Raw genomic sequence first — 16679 nt, forward strand, 5'->3', positions numbered from 1 at the left:
TGAGATGAATCGGCGGGTCTGGAGGTTGCCATCATGTTTTGTTAGAAAAAAGAGATATGCCGATAGAATCGTTAGCGGTATCTTTTGCACTGCAGCGATTGGCAGGAAGAAGAAACTGGTTTACGGTCGAGACAAGGCCTGTGGAGCCTCACAGTATGTTTTCAAGCATCATTAGGTGAAAGCGGATGTACGCAATCATTGACGGCGGGATCGTCCCGCGCGGCCATGTCCGGGTGAGTGGAGCGAAGAATTCTGCAACGCGGCTTCTCTCGGCGGCTCTGCTCAGCGATGAGCCCGTCACGCTGCGCAACTTTCCCACAGAACTGGTCGATGTCGGTCACAAGGTAAACTTCTGCCGCAAGCTCGGGGCCGAGATCACGCTGGACCGCGAGACGGAGCAGGCCTCCATCAGCGCGCAGGCGCTCAAGTCCCGGTTGCTAACCCGCAACGACTACGATGTGCCGATCCGCACGACCTATCTGCTCTCGGCGGCGCAGGTACTCCGCTCCGGCATCGCGCGCATCCCTTATCCCGGCGGCTGCCCTATCGGCGGCGGCTCGGCCGGCGGGCGCGGCTATGACCAGCACATCATGGTATGGAAGGCGCTTGGCGCCGAGGTGACGGAAAAGGACGACCATATCGAGATCACAGCCCCCCAAGGCTTTCAGGGCGGAGAAATCCGTTTCAGCATCTCCACCGTCGGCGGCACGGAGACGGCGCTGATCTGCACTGCCATCGCCAAGGGGCGGAGCGAGATATACAACGCCTACATCACCCCGGAGGTCGAGGACCTGATCGCCTTCCTGCGCCGCATGGGCGCGAACATAGAGGTCTTCGGCTCCAGCCACATCGTGGTGGAGGGGCGGGGCCAGCCGCTCGGTGGCACTCATATGTCGGTGATGAGCGACCGGATCGAGGCGCTGACCTGGATCGTCTACGGCATCCTCTCAGGCGGCGAACTCACCGTGCATAACGTGCCTTTCGGGAGCATGGAAGTGCCGCTTCTGCATCTGCAGCAGGCGGGTATCGACTTCTTCCGCAACTCCCGTTCGGTGCATGTGACGCCGGGATGCCTGACCTCCGGTTCTGTCCAGCCGTTTGAGTTGGCCTGTGGGGCGCATCCGGGTGTGATTTCGGACATGCAGTCCTTCTACGTCATCCTTGCGCTGGCGGCGGCGGGCACTTCTCGGGTCTATGACTACCGCTACCCGGAGCGCATTGCTTTCGTGGGTGAACTGGCAAAGCTCGTTCAGGGCGACCACCTGACGGCGGAACGGGGCAAGATCACCATCAACGGGTCGGCGCGCTTCAAGCCGGGGGTGGCGGATTCCACCGATCTGCGCGGTTCCATGGCTGTCGTGATGGCTGCGCTCTGTGCCGACGGGCGGTCGATCATCAACAATGTCCACATGGCGCTTCGGGGGTACAACGACCTGGAGGGCAAGCTGCGCACCATCGGTGGCCGTATAGAGGTGCGTGAGGATCGGCATGCCGCCTGAGGCAGCTTTGCTGCGGGCAAATGTCTCCGCACCTATCGCGGCCCTTCTCGTGGCACTGCGTCAGGCGGGAGTGACCCGTATCGCCGAAGGGCGGCCGCTGGCCCAAGAGGTTCGCTGGCGGATCGGCGGGCCGGCTGATCTGCTGGTGGAGGCGGAAAGCAGCACGGAGGTGGCGGCCTGTCTGCGGTTGGCGCGAGCGCATGGCGTACCGGTCTTCATTCTGGGCGACGGCTCCAACATGTTGATGGACAGCCACGGCTACCGCGGCCTCGTGCTCAGGATCGGGCGGGCCATGTCCGCGCTGCACATCGAGGGGACGCGAGTCATCTGCGGCGGTGGCCTCTGGGTGCCACGCTTGGCCTTGGAACTGGCACGGCGCGGGCTCACGGGGCTTGAGCATGTGGCAGGCATTCCTGGAACGATCGGCGGGCTCGTGCTGATGAACGGCGGGAGCCAGCGCAAGGGCGTCGGCGCTCATGTCCGCCGCGTCACCGTGGTGACGCCGGAGGGAGATATCCGCAGTCTCACGCAGGAAGAGATGGCTTTTTCCTATCGCCATTCGGCGTTGCAGGGCCGTGGCTGTGCCATCACCGAAGTGGAGTTGGAACTGGAACCGGGAGATCCGGCGGCGATCCGGCGCGAGATGATCGACATCCTTGCCTCCCGCCGGCGGAAATTCCCGAAGAACCTGCCCAATTGCGGCTCTACCTTCCTGTCGAACCCCGCGATGTATGCGGTGGTCGGCCCGCCCGGCAAGGCCATAGAGGAGGCGGGACTGAAGGGCATTGCCTTGGGCGGGGCTCAGGTCTCGCCGCTCCATGCGAATTTCATCGTCAACCGGGGCGGCGCTACATCGGACGAGGTTCTGGCCCTGATTGCCCATATCCGGCAGACTGTCCACGCCCGTACAGGCTACAGGATGGACTGCGAGGCGCGCTTCGTCAGCGCCGAGGGTGAGGAACGCCCCGCGCATGATTTCACCGACGCAGGGCGGTTCGATATTGGCCTGCTGGGCCGGATCGCGCTCTGACCACAGCTATCTGTCGAAGAGGGCATCCGCTAGGGATTGGACAGGGTGCGGCTTTTTCTGTGTCCGAGCAATAGGCCGGTCATCTGCTGTGCGACACGAACCGGCGTCTGTAGGACCGGGAATGCCTTCCTTAGCTGGTCCCAGATCAGGGTGGCGCCTCCGCAGAACACAAGGAAAGCCACCGTGAACGATGCCTTGCCCCAGAAGGGTAGCCAGTCGAGCGATGGCAGAATCAGGAGAAGCGCATTCCCAATGAAGAAATAGGCCAGCGTCGCACCGCCGATCCGGGCCAGCGGCGTGACGACCCACTGGGGAGCGATAATGCAGATTGATCGGGCGAGGAACAGAAGCCCGAGGGCGGAGAGCAGGCCATAGGCGTAATAGCCGATGTCATTATCCCCCCGCCATTGCGTGATGTCCGCGATCCGCAGCAGAACGCCATGCAACCCGAACCAGCCGAGTTTCGTGCCTAACAGCAGCAGGCTCAGGCCAGTGGCCATGCCGAGCCAGAGGCGGGCCGCATGCATCTCGGCCTTCTCTGTCAGCCGGGAAGGGCTGAAGAAAGCGGCACCCAGGGTCATGCCCATCACGACGAGTGTTAGACTGTGCAGGATACTCGGTCCCCATGAGGTTCCGATGCCGAACAGGAAGCCCGCGAAGTGGGCGAAAACGGGAGGAGCGGGCAAGTGGTCCAGCACAATCCAGTCTAGCAGCCAGATGCCTGCGACAACCACCCAAGGCCCTAGGAGGCCCGTGCGCGCCCGGAGTTGGACAAGCAGGAGTGTAATCGGCAGCAGAAAGGTATAGATTTTGAAGATATTGGCATAAGGTGAGGGCGCCACCAGCAGCGTCGCCCGTATAGCCTGTCCTCCTCTCACATGGCCGAAGACCAAGGCGAGAACGACCAGCGCAACATAGCAGATGTAGCAGATGATCGCGCGCGAAATCATGCCCTGCGCTGCCCTGTCCGGATCGCTTCGGTAGCGTCTCAGGTAGACAATCTCTGCCATGACCCCGAACAGGATCATCAGGGCAGGCGTTGCGGTGCGGGTGATCGATTTCAGCCCCAGTATCACATCGCCACCCGAGAGGGCGTCCGACTTCAAGAAGAGAAGTGTGTGAGAAAAAAGCGCGAAGCTAACGGTGAGATAGCGAAATAGGTCGATGGAAGAGATGCGGGACACGGCCGGCTGCATTTTTCTCTCCTGCACACGAGGACTTCAGGATTCTGCGGGTGCGAAGAGATTCAAGCAAGCATAACCTTACCGAGTTGTGTTCTTCGTGGCATTCATCTCCACCGCGCACCCGATGTCGGCTGCGAGCTGCTGATGGCGGTGCGGATGCACAGCGGGCATCGGGCGAACATTAAGGAAAGCGTCTGCATTGCATGCTGGGTGATAGCGCCCAGGCTGTGGTGTCCACGGAGGAGTTTTGTCACTTGCTGACCGTGCCGGCGAAGTCGATCAAGCGCAGCCTCCACCGGCTGCTCTCGGAGGTCGAACTCAAGATGCTCTGGGAGGCGCTGCGCAAGCCTGTGGCTTGAATTTGGACGAACCGAGGGTCTGCGTTGGTGCCCGAAGGATCTTCGTTCAGTACGATATTTAACGATATTCGTTATAATATTCAGGCCGATCTCCAGGGATCGGCTTCCTCCGAGGTCCGGTCCGATAATGCCCCTGGATCCTGCCCCGTGTGATCGGTGGTTTGGGTTCCCCGCTGGTGTTGCTGCCCCAACCGGGGATCGCGCCCGTGGCATGTCGCGGGCGCCGAGATGCAGGCCTGAGCCGGGAGGCCTTTACAAGGCGCTGTCTCCGATCAGAAACCCCACGCTCTTCACCCCTGCTGGGCGCGACGAAGGCGCTGATCCGCCTTGAGGCATCCGTCATCCCTGCAGACTGATACATCTTAATCTTTACCCTTGCTCGAATCGTCGGCCTCACGGCACCGTGAGGCCGATTGGTTAATCGGAGGATTTGGGATGAGAGCGTTTGCTCTGGCGGCTGCGGCTTGCCTGACAGTAGGGCAGGCTGAGGCAGCGATTGTGACGTATACGGCTGTGGCGCGTTACGAATACAGCATATCGCATGCCTGGTATTTTGAGAGCGGCACCAACAATAGAATCGGCGATGGTAAAATTAAGGTTGTAATGCCGAACGTTCCCGATTTCTCCGTATCCATGGAAGTAATTACCGATAACATCGTGCCGGGGGTATGGTATTCATCCCCCGCAGAATACGGTCTACCTGTAGGGACTGTTCTCAAGTCCTTTAATGGAAGTGAGCCTCCATGGGGAGTAGCCCATATACAGTTCGATATAAAATTCGACGAAGATCTGTCGATTTCATTGTGGGGATTTTGGGAACACGGATACAATACTCTGGGAGTCGATGCCATTCTGCAAGGGGGGAGCTTTGGCGTAACCGCTGAGTTAATTTCCCCCGATTATAATCTCTTGACTGACTGGCACGGATACCCCGCAGTTGATGCCGTCTATTTTCGCACAGATTACTTCACCTTTCCAGATAACTCGTGGGAAATGCCCCCCGCCCCCGTCCCCCTTCCCGCTGCCGCCCCGCTGCTTCTGGCAGGGACGGCTGCGCTTTGGGCAGTCGGGCGCAGGCGCAAGGCGCGTCAGGGGGCGTAGGGCAGCACCGTTTTCTCGTAGACCGGCAGATATAGACCATCCTTGCTGACCTGCCCTATCACCGGGAGGCCGTATTCGAACAACCCCTTCGGATATGCCTCCCACACGATCCCCTCGAAAACGGTTTGATCTCCGGCGTCGTTCATCGCAGTCGCTCCCGGCTGCCCATTTCCCGGCCATTGCTGGAAGTAGCCCCCGGCGCTGTGATAGAGGCTCGGAGTGATGCGTAGTTTGGTGCTGACCGGGAATGCCTTTCCTTCGGGGTGAACAATCGTGATCTCCCCATCCGACAGGCTTGCCAAGAGATACGAACTCGTCGTCCCGGCGGCCACGTCTGTCCACATGAATCCCGAGATGTTCTTCGGATTGAGGGCCGATATATTCCCGCGGTTCGCCGCGACGACAGGCACGATGATCTCCGTTCGACGCGCATTACCAAATCTGGCTTGTCCGAAATGAGGAATGCCCGGGCCGCGTCCGAGAGCGCTTGCCAGCGCCATGCCCGTTATCGGGGCCTGCAAGACAGCGCCATTCGTAACGTCCTGCCTCGGATGCGCTGTAAGGTTTCCGACCAAGCCTGCGGTGTCGCGCAAATCCATGCGCGTAAGAGCGAGGACACCCGTCACGCCCCCTTCAGCGGCGAATTGGATGGCTGACTGGATATATTGGTCTTTGGCAGGTTTTGAATTGACCGCCTGTTGGCCACGCGCGGGCGCATTTACCAGCCTATAGCCCGGTTGAATGATCTGGTCGAAGTGCATGAGTTGGCCGGGCGCCCCCCCTCGGAGGACGGATGCCAGCGTCTGTGTGGCACTGCCCGCGTTGACGGCTTCGTTGAACAGCAGGACCGTGATGTCGTTTCCCGCCAGGTCGATCATCGTCTGAAGCTGGTCAATCTCGGCTTGCATTCGGAGGAGGTTCCTCGACCCGCCCCAGACGCCTCGCCCCGCCTCCGAGGCGTTGACGATGGCGTGGATGCCCGGAACCATGCTGGCAAGCTGTTGGGCAAGGAGCATCTGGCCGCAGTTCTGGAAGCTGTCGGGATTGGTCGTGCTGACGGGGGGCGTCCCCGACCCTGTAATTCCGTACCGGGCAGGAGCTTCATCAGACCCTCCGGCCAATGTGGATTTCCCTTCCCAGAAGGTGCAGTAGGCAACTTTTCCGATGTCCGGCAGGGGAGGCATGGTGAACGCCGCGCCGTAGACGCTCGGATTGGGGCATTGGGTTCCGCGCGCCAGCGAGGACGGGCCAACCAGCAGATGCTTGAACCCGACAGCGCAGCGCCCGACGCTCCGCGCCACGATCTCCGGGCTGGCTGTCAGGCGGACCTCCCGCCAGCACCAATGCTTCGTGGCCGGGATCGACCGCCTGACGCTCCATGCCCCACCGGTGATCCTGCCTGCGCTTACCCAGCCGGTGACCGCCTCGCCTCCCGTACCGACAAGGCGGAACTCGACCGCCATCCCCTCCAAGGTGGCGTGAGCCGGGCCAGAGAAGGTCACGGCGCGTTCCAGCGCCTCGATCTCGTCCCCGCGCAGCCCATAGACCCAGCCGTCCATAGCGAAATTCGGCACGCCGTCCCGGATCGAAGGGTATGGGTCATGGTCCAGCATGCCCGACATAACTGCTCCCACTGTCGTATACCTAACGGGTTCCTCGTGTAGCGCACGCAAGCCGTAGCCCGATCTCGTGATCAGAGGGGCGAGGAAGTGAGCCTGCTGCCCGCGAGCCCTGCCGCCCGAGGCCGATACCGAAATAGTGCCATGCTCAGATTCCTTATGCACGCAGCATTGGGCCAGGGACGATGTTACTCGTAAAGTAGTCGCGGTTGCCCTCCCAGACATCGGTGTTTCCCTTCAACCCATTGTGGGAATACACGCCGCAGGTCACGCGAGATGGGACGATCCGGTTCCCGATAGGCCATCGGCCCCGGGGTCTTCCGAGAGGAGACCATTCCCGCCGAGCGCGGGCTGAGCTCCCCCCCGAAACAGTGACGGAGGCGCGATGGCGCTGGGATCCGTGAAAGGCGAGCGCCCTGTGTCGGAGCTGGCGGCCGAATACGGCGTGCATCCGATGAGGATCCCCCCGTGGAAGAAGGCGTTGCTCAATGGCGGTGGCTATCTGTGAGCGGGGCAGCAGGAAGCCCGCAGCGGAGGAAACGGTCCCTGCATGCCAGGAGTGGAGATCTGGCTGTCGCCAACGATTTTCTGTCACGACAGTTCAAGCCGTGGACCGGCAAGTGAGGCGTGGCCGAACAGAACCATCCCGTGCTGTCGATCGGGCGCAGGGGGGGGACTCAGGCACCCGCCGCCCCGTTCCCGGACAGCCGTGTGGCGGCCAATTGGCCCCGTCGAGAACATCTGGATGGGAAAACACCACGGCCCTGTCGCTCAGAACGATGTGCGGGGGTCAGAATTTTATGCGCCTCCGCCGTGAACCACAGAAGCGGCCAGCCAGCGCAGCACCGGTAAGAAGGCAACCCGTTTCGGCATCATTCTTGCGCCCTGCACCCGCCGGGGTCATCGCGGCCCGTAGGGATGGCGGGACGGAGGACTTTCAGAACACGATAAATCCCGGATAGCCGCCCATTTCGGCGGTTCATGCGATCATTGCGGGTGGTTCTCAGACGCCGCGTTGTCATTATTGCATCTCATTCGATAAGCGCAACTTATCGGTAATAATTAAGGACAGTTTGGTCGTTTCATGTGGGGCGCGGAATCGCAAAATTCTGCGCCTACAGTATCCGATATCCCAGTAAAGAGGCGTGTTGTTACAGATCACGGTGGCGGCGGGTGAAGCCTCCATCGCCCAGCGGTTCTGTGGTTGCCTCTCCTGGTCCATGCAGCGGCAGGAGGTCGCCAGCCATCGGGCATTGGCCTGAAGGGCGGCAGGCCTGCTGGCTGCCACGAGCGGAACAGGCGACAACCATTTCTCCAAATGGCCAAGGACAGCCTCGGCCGTGGAATGCAGATGCATCACCTGTCGACATCAGCCGTCATTGCCGCGCGCCGTTGCCATGCCACTCACCGCTTCCTGAAGGCATGGCCCCCCGATGCCCTGCGGCCCGCCGCTCTGAACATGTGATCACAGGGGGGCGCGGGCGAAAGAATGTCAGGGAGCGGCTGACTGCTCCACAGAGTGGCCTTGCCCCTGCTACACTGCCGGTCCATGCCCTTACATGAAGAGGCCGCAGATGATCCGTTCCCGCTTCCCTGCCTGCGCCATGCTGGCCGCGGCTGTCTTGACCGGTTCCCTTTCCACCAGTCCCCTTTCCGCCGAGACCCTGCGTGGAACCGTCACCTATCGGGAGCGTATGGCCCTGCCGCCCGGAGCCGAAGTGGAGGTGAAGCTCGTCGATGTCTCCCGCGCCGATGCGCCGGCGACGGTTCTTGGCGAAACCACGCTGCAGTCCGACCATGCCGCGCCGTTTCCCTTCGCTCTGGATTATGACGCGGCCGCCATCGTGCCGAACCACAGCTATGCGTTGCAGGCCCGCATCACGGCAGGGGGGCAGCTGCTTTTCATCACCACAGCCCATCATCCGGCCTTCGAGCACCCGGAAGGGCAGGCCGAAATCGTGGTGGAACGCGTCGCCACCCCCGCCGCAAGCCCCGCGGGCCTCTGGCGGCTCGAAAGCCTCATGGGTCAGCCGGCGGAGGCGGGCGTCCAGTCGGTGATCGAGATTGCAGCAGATGGCACGTTGTCCGGCTCTGGCGGCTGTAACATGATCACCGGCAAGGCGAGGATAGAGGGGGAGCGGATCGATTTCGGCCGCGTCGCCAGCACGATGATGGCCTGTCCGCCCATCGCGATGGGGCAGGAAATGGCGCTTTTCCAGGCGCTCGAAGCGGCGCGGCGCTGGCAGATAGATCCCACCGGTCAGGCCCTTATCCTCTTTGATGAGGCTGGGGGTGGGCTTGCGGCGTTCCGCAGCACCGAAAGATGAGCGGAACGCCAGAAATATCCCGGAAAGCCGCATCGGGCGGCGATGGCGGAAAAGCCCCCGTCGCGTGCCTGTTTGCCCGGGATCGGCACACAGGCGGCAAAGCAAAAGGGCACGCGAATGGCGTGCCCTGTGCGAGTGGTGCAGTGATCCGGGGGATCAGTCGTCAACGTAATCCGGTACGATCAGCGCGGTAGGGGTGTTGGCACCGCGGGTGACCATCGCATCATGGCTGAGGATCAGGTTGATCCGCTCATGGTCATTGTTGCGTTTCGCATTGTCGAGCTGGACCAGCTCGTTCAGGCTGAATTCCGTGGGGTTCACACCGAGTTGCTGGGCAAGCTGGGCTTTGCCGGGATTGACGCCCTGCGCCATGACGGGAGCGGCAAGACCCAGAAGAGCAACGGCGAGCATGGATTTGGCAAACATCTCTTTCATCCTTCGTTTGGACCGTCTTGCAGTTTCACTCTTGCGGTCCACCGATCTTTCCATCGGCTACGGCACTGATATAGGCTCAAACATAAAAGTAGATAAGTACCGTAATCACACATGATATGTGCACTAACGCACATACATTTTCCGATAGTCACGATTGACTTTGCCGCATCTCCCTTACTGTGATCACAGAAAGTATGGCTGGAAGAAAACGGAAATCCGTCAATGGTCCATGCCCGCGCCCTGACGGCGCCTGAAGGCCCCTACAGTGCCGATCCCGATATCTCAGCGCTTCCGGGCGGCGACGAGCAGGATCATCGGCCGCTCCCGCTCCACCGCAAGTTCCGGCATGGCGGTGACCTGTGCCCTGGTCGGGGCGAATTCGTCCAGCCGCAGCAGATCGAAACCGCCCGCGATCAGCGTGTTGAGCGTCGTGGCGAGCTTACGGTGCTGCTTGACCACTCCGGGTGCGAACCAGTCGGTGCGCCGCTCCCCCTCATCGGCATAGCCGTTGACGGGCCAGGTCGGGCGGCCGTCCTCATCCTCCGTCCAGCGGGGATGCGCCGCGGCCATGTAGACCGGATGTTCGATGGTGAAGACCAGGCTGCCCCCCGGCACCAGCGCCCGATGGATCATGTCGGCCAGCCGGGAGAAGTCGACGATGTAATGGAAGGTGAGCGCGCTGTAGACCAGATCGAAGGCACTCGCGGGCAGGGTGAGCCCTTCCAGATCAGCGATGCGGTACTCTATGGCCGGATCATCGGTCCTGGCCCGCGCCTGTGCAATCATGTTCTCCGACAGATCATACCCCAGAACCGAGGCGGCGCCCCCGGCCCGGAACCAGCGGGAGGCCCAGCCGAAGCCACAGCCCAGATCAGCCACGCGCGCGCCCCTCACATCCGGCAGCAGGGCGCGGATGGCGTCCCATTCCGGCGCGCCTGCCAGCCCCAGAACCTGGCGCGGAAGCTGGCTGTAGCCGGCAAAGAAATCGGGGGTGTCGTAGATGTTCTGGGCCATGGTTTCCCTCATGCCGGGGGCCGACCATGCCCGACCTCTGCCTGAAAGGAGAAGCCCCAAATGAAAAAGCCCCGCGCGAAGGCGGGGCTTTTCCGGTTTTCAGGGCAGCTCAGAACACCCGCATGATCGCGCCGCGGAGCTGATCCACCGCGAGAGCGGCGAAGGCCAGCGTGCAGAGCAGCAGCATGATGTTGATGAACAGCCCGTTGCGCCATTGCTTCGGCACGCGGTCGGTATTCAGGATCCACAGCAGCGTCACCGACATGAAGGGCATGAACAGCGCGCCGAGCACCCCATAGGCCAGGATCAGATAGACCGGCTGGCCCAGGAACAGCATCACCATGGGCGGGATCGTCAGCCAGACGATGTAGAACTTGTAATACCGTCCGCCCGCGAGCCGGTCGGGGTCGTTATGCGGCTTGCCCTGCACATGGCCGAGGAAGTCCGCGAACATCAGGCTCACCCCGTTCCACACGCCGACGAGAGAGGACATGGCCGCCGACCAGAAGCCGATCAGGAACAGCTTGCTCATCCAGGTGCCATAGCGTTCGCCCAGCACGGTGGCGAGGTCCACCATCCCCTGATCGCCACCACCGATGGCGATATTGGCCGAGTAAAGCAGCTCCGCGCCCACGATCAGCGTCGCCACGACGAAGATGCCGGTCACCAGATAGGCGACGCCGTTGTCGATCTGCATGACCTTCATGTAGCGCGGCGTGCCCCAGCCCTTTTCCCGCAACCAGTAGCCATAGGCGGCAAGCGTGATCGTGCCGCCCACGCCGCCCGCGACGGAGAGCACGTTGATCATCGCGCCTTCGGGGATATGAGGGACGAGCCCCCGCACGATCTCTCCGAGGTTCGGTACGGTAAAGGCGGCGGCGGCGACCATCGAGATGAACATCAGGATGACCATCACGGTCAGCACCTTCTCGAACAGGTCGTATTTGCCCGACCAGACGAGCGCCATGCCCAGCAGCCCCGAGATGATGCCCCAGACGGCGACGCTGAAGAAGGGGAACAGCGAATAGAGCGCAAGTCCCGTGCCCGCCATGGCGGCCGCGCCATAGACGAAGCCCCAGATGACGATATAGGGACCGAAATACCAGCTGGTCCATTTGCCAAGGCTCGACCAGCCTTCGAAGATCGTGTTGCCCGTGGCGAGGGTATAGCGACCAGCGCCCTCCACCAGGATCACCTTCATGATGCAGCCTGCGATCACCGACCACAGCAGGGCATAGCCGTATTTGCTGCCTGCGACAGTGGTGGCGATAAGGTCGGCCGCCCCGACGCCGGTCGCGGCCACGACGAGCCCAGGCCCGACGATGCTCCACTTCGGCTCGGCGGCCTGTTGGGATTGCTGGGTCATCCTCACTCCCTTGTTACAATGAGGCCCCCATAATCGGCGCACCTGCCCTAGGCAACCGATGCGCCCGCCAAAGGGCCTTCGGCACATAACGAAGGGAGTGTCATGTGTCGCTTTGTCACACAAGGTAAGATATTTGTCTTCTTCCTGTGCCTCTTTGGCGGGCGGTGCGCGCTAAATGGGCACGAAGGCGACCAAATCCGGGCCAAGTGTCCAGGGTGTTCGGGGTCAGGTGTTTAGGCCGGATGCTCCGGGCCGGGTGTCCAGCGCCGATTGCTCCGGGCCTGAGTACTGCGGGCCTGTCGCAGACGGGCCACCCCGGCAACCACATCACAGCAATCAGGCGCCGCGCCCCATCGCCGCAGACGCAAAAGACGCGGGAACCCGGCAGGGGGTGCGGAGATTGAGGAACAGAAGATGATCGAGAGGACTGGAATGCCACAGCCGAAGATTACCGTCAGTACCCGCTGGAACGATGCCGCCGGAGTCTGGACGGCCACCTCCGGCGATATCGCCGGTCTCAGGCTCTCCGCCCATAGTTTCGGCGAGTTGCAGGAGCGGCTGCCGGGAGTTCTGAGAAGCCTTCTCGCCCGGTCACGGCCGGCAGCAGGTCTCCAGAAGGGGGAACAGGGCAGGGCCTGAATGGCCTCAGAAGGGGAGGGCGGCAGGGAAATCCGCGTTGGAATCCCGTCCTGTTGCGGATCCTGCGGGTCATGATGCTTCCCTGACCTGTAGTCTGGCTCTCTGCCTTTCACGGCCCTTTGCCAGCAAGGCTGCCCTATATGATGAGCATGCAAGGCTGTCGCGGGAGCGGGTCGATCCCCGTCATCGCCATCATTTCTACCATTTCCACCGAAACTTATTCACCGAGACGCCAAGGGCCTGCTCCTCCAGCAGCATGAGGCCCGGTCGTCCGCCGGAGGCCATGCGGATAGCGAGCTGCCGCGCGGCCCCTTTGCCACAGCCCCTGCGCTGGCTGCCCAAGGTCGCCTTCCTGCACCGGCGGGGCTTCGGTCAGGTCGACGTCACCTGCCAGAAGGGCTGCGACGCGTGGCCCGGCGCCGCTGATCGGGCGGAGCGTGATCGCCCCATTCCGGCCTGTCGCCTGAAATGCCAGCCTTTCCGTGGGTCGGACTTTCAGAAGGCGCCGGCATGGGCCCTTCTGTCCTGGCGCAGCGGTTCCACATGCCGCAATGCATTGGCAATGGGGCCGCCGCCGCTGCCGGGGGGGGTGGAGGCGCTCTGCCGAAGTCGCGGTCGTGCCATTGCCAGGGGCGGTGTTTCAGGACGCCGCCACGGCGCTGAGCGAACCAGGGGCGCTGGCGACGACGCCATGTTCATCGGAAGCGGGCTGAAGGTGTGGATCGGCTCAGCAAACGGCGGGTGGGCTGGCGCCGAAGGGGAAGGGTGGGGTCGTCCCCTGTCCCTTGGCCCCTGTCTCTTGGCCCCGCAACAGGAGCAGGGCGGCGACCTCTACGGGGATTTTCCGACCCATGCAGGAAGGAGCCGCTCCCCGGACAGGGGTGACCCGGATTGCCAAATTGCGGGAGGCTCGTGGTGCCTCCCGCAAGATCAGTCGACCTGTTACTCGACCAGCCCGCGCAGGCGGCTCATCACATCGGTGAGCACCGGGCGGATCACCTCGGCGATCTCGCTATTGCCGAAGAGCCGTTCCTGTGTGGATTGCAGGGCAGGCAGGGCACTGTTGATGACCCCGTTGATCGCAGTCCTCGCGGTATCTGGCAGGGCGCTCACCATCGAGGCAACGGAACCGAGACTGTCGCTCACCCCTTGCAGGGCGGGAAGCGCCGCTTCGGCACTGGCGCGGTCCGTCACGGTGTCAAGCGTGCTGCGCAGCCGGTCGATAGCCCCTGTGATCACATCCGTCGGCCCGCCGGACGGAGCCGGGGTGGTGGTCGGTGCCGGGGTTGGTGCGGGAGTTGTTGGTTCGGGGGCCGTTGAGGTCGCGGGCGGCGTAGATGTCGGCGCCGGGGCTGCCGCAGGCGGGGGAGCGGGCGGAGCCGGGGGCGGCGAGCGGAAGGCGCCGAGGGCCCATGCGGCCAGCAGGGCCAGTACCACGACCCCCAGTATCAGCGGCAGTTTCGAAGGGCTTTTCTGGGCCGGCGGTGTCTCTTTCTTGGGAGTGGCCGCGGGTTTCGCTGTGGCGGCAGGCGGTGTTTCCACGGCCGTCTTGGCGGCTGCGGCCTTGGCCGTCACGGATTCCACGCCGCTCGCCGCGGCAGTCGAAGCCGTGGTCGCCGCAGAGGCGGCAGCCCCGCCCAGCCCGCCGAGCAACCCGCCCGCCGCGCCGAGGCTCTGGGCCAGGCCGGAAGGCAGGGCCTTGGCGATCTCATCCTTTCCGGCGATGAGCTGATCGAGGATACCCGCGGGCGTAGCCCCCGGCGCCGCCACGGCCTTGCCGAGCGAGCCGAGCAGGAGGCTGCCCACCGCCCCCATCAGCGGGGCCGACTTCTCCTGCGAAAGACCGGCGTAATCCCCTACCTTGGAGGACAGCGTCTTGAGCGTCCCCTCCCCGAAGAGGGAGGAAAGTATCCCCCCCACGCCGGTCACGCCCGCCCCGGTGGCGGTCAGGTCGTCAGCCAGCGGATCCCCCTCCTGCTTGCCGAGCCCGGTAAGCGCAGAAACAAGCGCCTTGCTGCCCTGCGGATTGGTGGCTGCGCTGACGAGACCCGCCAGCAAGGCAGGGGCTGCCGCCGTGATCGCCTGCCGCGCCTTGGCAGGATCGACCCCGATCAACCCGGCGATGCGGTCCACGACAGGACCGGACAATACCGTGGTTAAAAGCGTCTGAACGAGTGACATGGAACCTCCCTCTGGAAAGCCGTTCCTGCAGGGGTCCTTTCCGTATCCGTCCCGGCACGGAATGCCCCGAACTTGTAGACATATCGCAATGGGTGCAAAAGCCACCCCTAAAAACGGCGAAAAAGCGGGAAATGGCCATCCTTCCCTTTGGGGGAACGATGGGCTGTCAGTAAAGATCGGCCGGAGGGGGTGGCTGGACAGCCGCAGGACGGGCAGGAAGCTTGCGTCCAGCGCCGAACGGGTGCAGGCGGGAAAGGAAATCCCGGAGGTGTCATGCCCTACAAGAGGCCCCCCGCCACGCACCCGCTTCAGGAACCGGCCGAAGCCGGACCCGCTTCCACCGCAAATGCCGGAGGCGGGGAAAGCGGCACCTCTCCCCCCTCTGCCATGTTCCGGGCGGATGGGGAGCCGGATGTGGAGCCGGATGCGCGGCAGGAGCCTGAGCAGGATCTGGGGCAGGATCTGCGGTCGGGCCCTGCGGGAAGGCCGGAGGAGGGCGGTGCTCCCTCCCGCCCGGTCCGGGCGCGGCTGCGCCGGGGGGCTCTCCGCCGGTCGCAGGCGCTGCTCGTTTCCCCGGCCCGCTGGCGGGCAAGGCTCGTCTTCTGGATCGGCGCGCTTGTCACGGGGCTGGTCAGCGTGGCCTTTGCCCATGCCGCCGATACCGCGCAACATCTGTTCGGCAGGATGATCTCCGGCCCGCCGTGGCGGCTCTGGGCCACGATCCTGCTGACCCCTGCGGGGTTCATCGCCTGCGCCCTCATCGCCTGGCGCTATTTCCCCGGCTCGCAGGGCAGCGGCATCCCACAGACCATCGCGGCGCGAGAGCTGAAAGGGCGGGGGCGGCTCATCTATCTCTCGATCCGAACGGCGGTGGGGAAAATCCTGCTGACCGTGGCCGGCCTGCTTTGCGGCGCCTCCATCGGGAGGGAGGGGCCGACGGTGCAGATCGGCGCGGCGATCATGCTGCTTTCCGCCCGGCTCGGTGGCATGACTCAGGCGCGGGGGCTGATCCTGGCCGGATCGGCGGCGGGGATCGCCGCGGCCTTCAACACCCCCCTTGCCGGGATCGTCTTCGCCATCGAGGAAATGGGGCGGAGCTATCATGCCCGCACGAATGGCCTTGTGCTGTCCACCGTCGTGATCGCCGGCCTGGCCTCCCTGGCGATAGAGGGGCATTACACTTATTTCGGGGCCTCGCAGGGCACGCTGGCGCTGGCGGAGGGATTGCCGCTGATCCTTGCCACGGGCGTGGCGGGCGGCGTTCTGGGGGCCGGGTTCTCTGCCGGAGCACTCTGGCTCACGCGGCGGATCCGGCGCTGGAATCCCGGATCACCTGCGCGGCGGATCGTGGCGGTCGCAGGGATCGCCGGGCTGGTCGTGGCGGTGGCGGGCATCGCCACGCACGGGGCGGCCTTCGGCACAAGCTATGACCACGCCCGCGCAGCGATCGGGGGCGAGACGCTGGGACCCGAGTTTTTTCTGGCAAAGTTCGCAGCCACGCTGGCCTCCACCGTCTCGGGGATTCCCGGCGGCCTCTTCGCGCCCTCCCTTTCCGTTGGCGCAGGGCTGGGCAGCGTGATCGGGGCCTTGATCGGCACGCCGGGCGGCATGGCGGCGGTGCTTGGCATGGCGGGCTATTTCGCCGGAGTGGTTCAGGCGCCGATGACCGCCTTCGTCATCGTCTTCGAGATGACCGGCAATCATGACGACATCCTGCCCGTCATGGCCACGGCGCTCATCGGCTACGGGGTGGCCCGGATCCTGACGCCGGAGCCGCTCTATCACGGCCTCGCCCGCCTGTGGCTCGCCGATGCGCTCCGCCTGATGCGCAGCAGAGAGCAGGACAATAGGCCCCCCTCTGAGCGCGGGTGATCAGAGGGCCTGTCTCACCAGAAAGTATCTATGGGCACCTCGAAAAATTGCCC

The 16679-nt window shown here is 63.6% G+C and carries 14 protein-coding genes; 8 read left to right on the top strand and 6 right to left on the bottom strand.

Annotated elements, in window-relative coordinates; translation table 11 throughout:
• Window positions 1-185 precede the first annotated feature (185 nt).
• Window positions 186-1499, top strand: a complete 1314-nt coding sequence (locus CDV49_RS17445) for a UDP-N-acetylglucosamine 1-carboxyvinyltransferase (RefSeq protein ID WP_088216668.1) — start codon at window positions 186-188, stop codon at window positions 1497-1499.
• Window positions 1489-2529: a UDP-N-acetylmuramate dehydrogenase gene (murB, locus tag CDV49_RS17450; RefSeq protein WP_084684211.1), complete on the top strand. Its 1041-nt coding sequence runs from the start codon at window positions 1489-1491 to the stop codon at window positions 2527-2529. The genes CDV49_RS17445 and murB overlap by 11 nt, the downstream gene beginning before the upstream one ends.
• Window positions 2530-2558: 29 nt before the next feature.
• On the opposite strand, the gene CDV49_RS17455 is transcribed toward murB, so the two are convergent.
• On the bottom strand, window positions 2559-3725 hold the full coding sequence (locus CDV49_RS17455; protein ID WP_088216669.1) for a hypothetical protein: 1167 nt from the start codon (window positions 3723-3725) through the stop codon (window positions 2559-2561).
• A gap of 191 nt (window positions 3726-3916) precedes the next feature.
• Between CDV49_RS17455 and CDV49_RS20540 the strand changes: the two genes are divergently transcribed.
• Together CDV49_RS20540 and CDV49_RS20305 are read left to right on the top strand one after the other, a co-directional pair.
• Window positions 3917-4072 (top strand): hypothetical protein, encoded by a 156-nt coding sequence (locus CDV49_RS20540; protein WP_156969593.1) that lies wholly within the window; start codon window positions 3917-3919, stop codon window positions 4070-4072.
• A gap of 435 nt (window positions 4073-4507) precedes the next feature.
• Window positions 4508-5173 (top strand): hypothetical protein, encoded by a 666-nt coding sequence (locus CDV49_RS20305; protein WP_143413198.1) that lies wholly within the window; start codon window positions 4508-4510, stop codon window positions 5171-5173.
• Here the strand turns inward: CDV49_RS20305 and CDV49_RS17460 are convergent.
• Window positions 5161-6795, bottom strand: coding sequence for a hypothetical protein (locus tag CDV49_RS17460; RefSeq protein WP_088216670.1), 1635 nt, complete (start codon window positions 6793-6795; stop codon window positions 5161-5163). The two genes, CDV49_RS20305 and CDV49_RS17460, sit on opposite strands and share 13 nt — an antisense overlap.
• 382 nt (window positions 6796-7177) lie before the next feature.
• On the opposite strand from CDV49_RS17460, the gene CDV49_RS20955 reads away from it, so the two are divergent.
• Window positions 7178-7300: a hypothetical protein gene (locus CDV49_RS20955; protein WP_256947391.1), complete on the top strand. Its 123-nt coding sequence runs from the start codon at window positions 7178-7180 to the stop codon at window positions 7298-7300.
• A gap of 1066 nt (window positions 7301-8366) precedes the next feature.
• Window positions 8367-9119, top strand: a complete 753-nt coding sequence (locus CDV49_RS17470; protein WP_179209255.1) for a YbaY family lipoprotein — start codon at window positions 8367-8369, stop codon at window positions 9117-9119.
• 156 nt (window positions 9120-9275) lie between these two features.
• Here the strand turns inward: CDV49_RS17470 and CDV49_RS17475 are convergent, their stop codons facing one another.
• The 3 genes from CDV49_RS17475 to CDV49_RS17485 all read right to left on the bottom strand — a co-directional run bounded on the left by CDV49_RS17475 (window position 9276) and on the right by CDV49_RS17485 (window position 11934).
• On the bottom strand, window positions 9276-9545 hold the full coding sequence (locus tag CDV49_RS17475) for a hypothetical protein (protein ID WP_088217279.1): 270 nt from the start codon (window positions 9543-9545) through the stop codon (window positions 9276-9278).
• Window positions 9546-9836: 291 nt separating this feature from the next.
• Window positions 9837-10568, bottom strand: coding sequence for a class I SAM-dependent methyltransferase (locus CDV49_RS17480; protein WP_088216672.1), 732 nt, complete (start codon window positions 10566-10568; stop codon window positions 9837-9839).
• A gap of 109 nt (window positions 10569-10677) precedes the next feature.
• Window positions 10678-11934, bottom strand: a complete 1257-nt coding sequence (locus CDV49_RS17485; protein WP_088216673.1) for an Nramp family divalent metal transporter — start codon at window positions 11932-11934, stop codon at window positions 10678-10680.
• A 414-nt stretch (window positions 11935-12348) separates the two neighbouring features.
• Here CDV49_RS17485 and CDV49_RS17490 point away from each other — a divergent pair, with 414 nt between their 5' ends.
• Complete coding sequence (locus CDV49_RS17490) at window positions 12349-12573, top strand: DUF1902 domain-containing protein (protein ID WP_035713504.1); 225 nt, start codon at window positions 12349-12351, stop codon at window positions 12571-12573.
• A gap of 942 nt (window positions 12574-13515) precedes the next feature.
• Here CDV49_RS17490 and CDV49_RS17495 read toward each other — a convergent pair.
• Window positions 13516-14754: a DUF937 domain-containing protein gene (locus tag CDV49_RS17495; RefSeq protein ID WP_088216674.1), complete on the bottom strand. Its 1239-nt coding sequence runs from the start codon at window positions 14752-14754 to the stop codon at window positions 13516-13518.
• A gap of 273 nt (window positions 14755-15027) precedes the next feature.
• On the opposite strand from CDV49_RS17495, the gene CDV49_RS17500 reads away from it, so the two are divergent.
• Window positions 15028-16626 (top strand): chloride channel protein, encoded by a 1599-nt coding sequence (locus tag CDV49_RS17500; protein WP_256947392.1) that lies wholly within the window; start codon window positions 15028-15030, stop codon window positions 16624-16626.
• Window positions 16627-16679 lie beyond the last annotated feature (53 nt).

Source organism: Haematobacter genomosp. 1, assembly GCF_002196855.1.
Classification (GTDB): domain Bacteria; phylum Pseudomonadota; class Alphaproteobacteria; order Rhodobacterales; family Rhodobacteraceae; genus Haematobacter.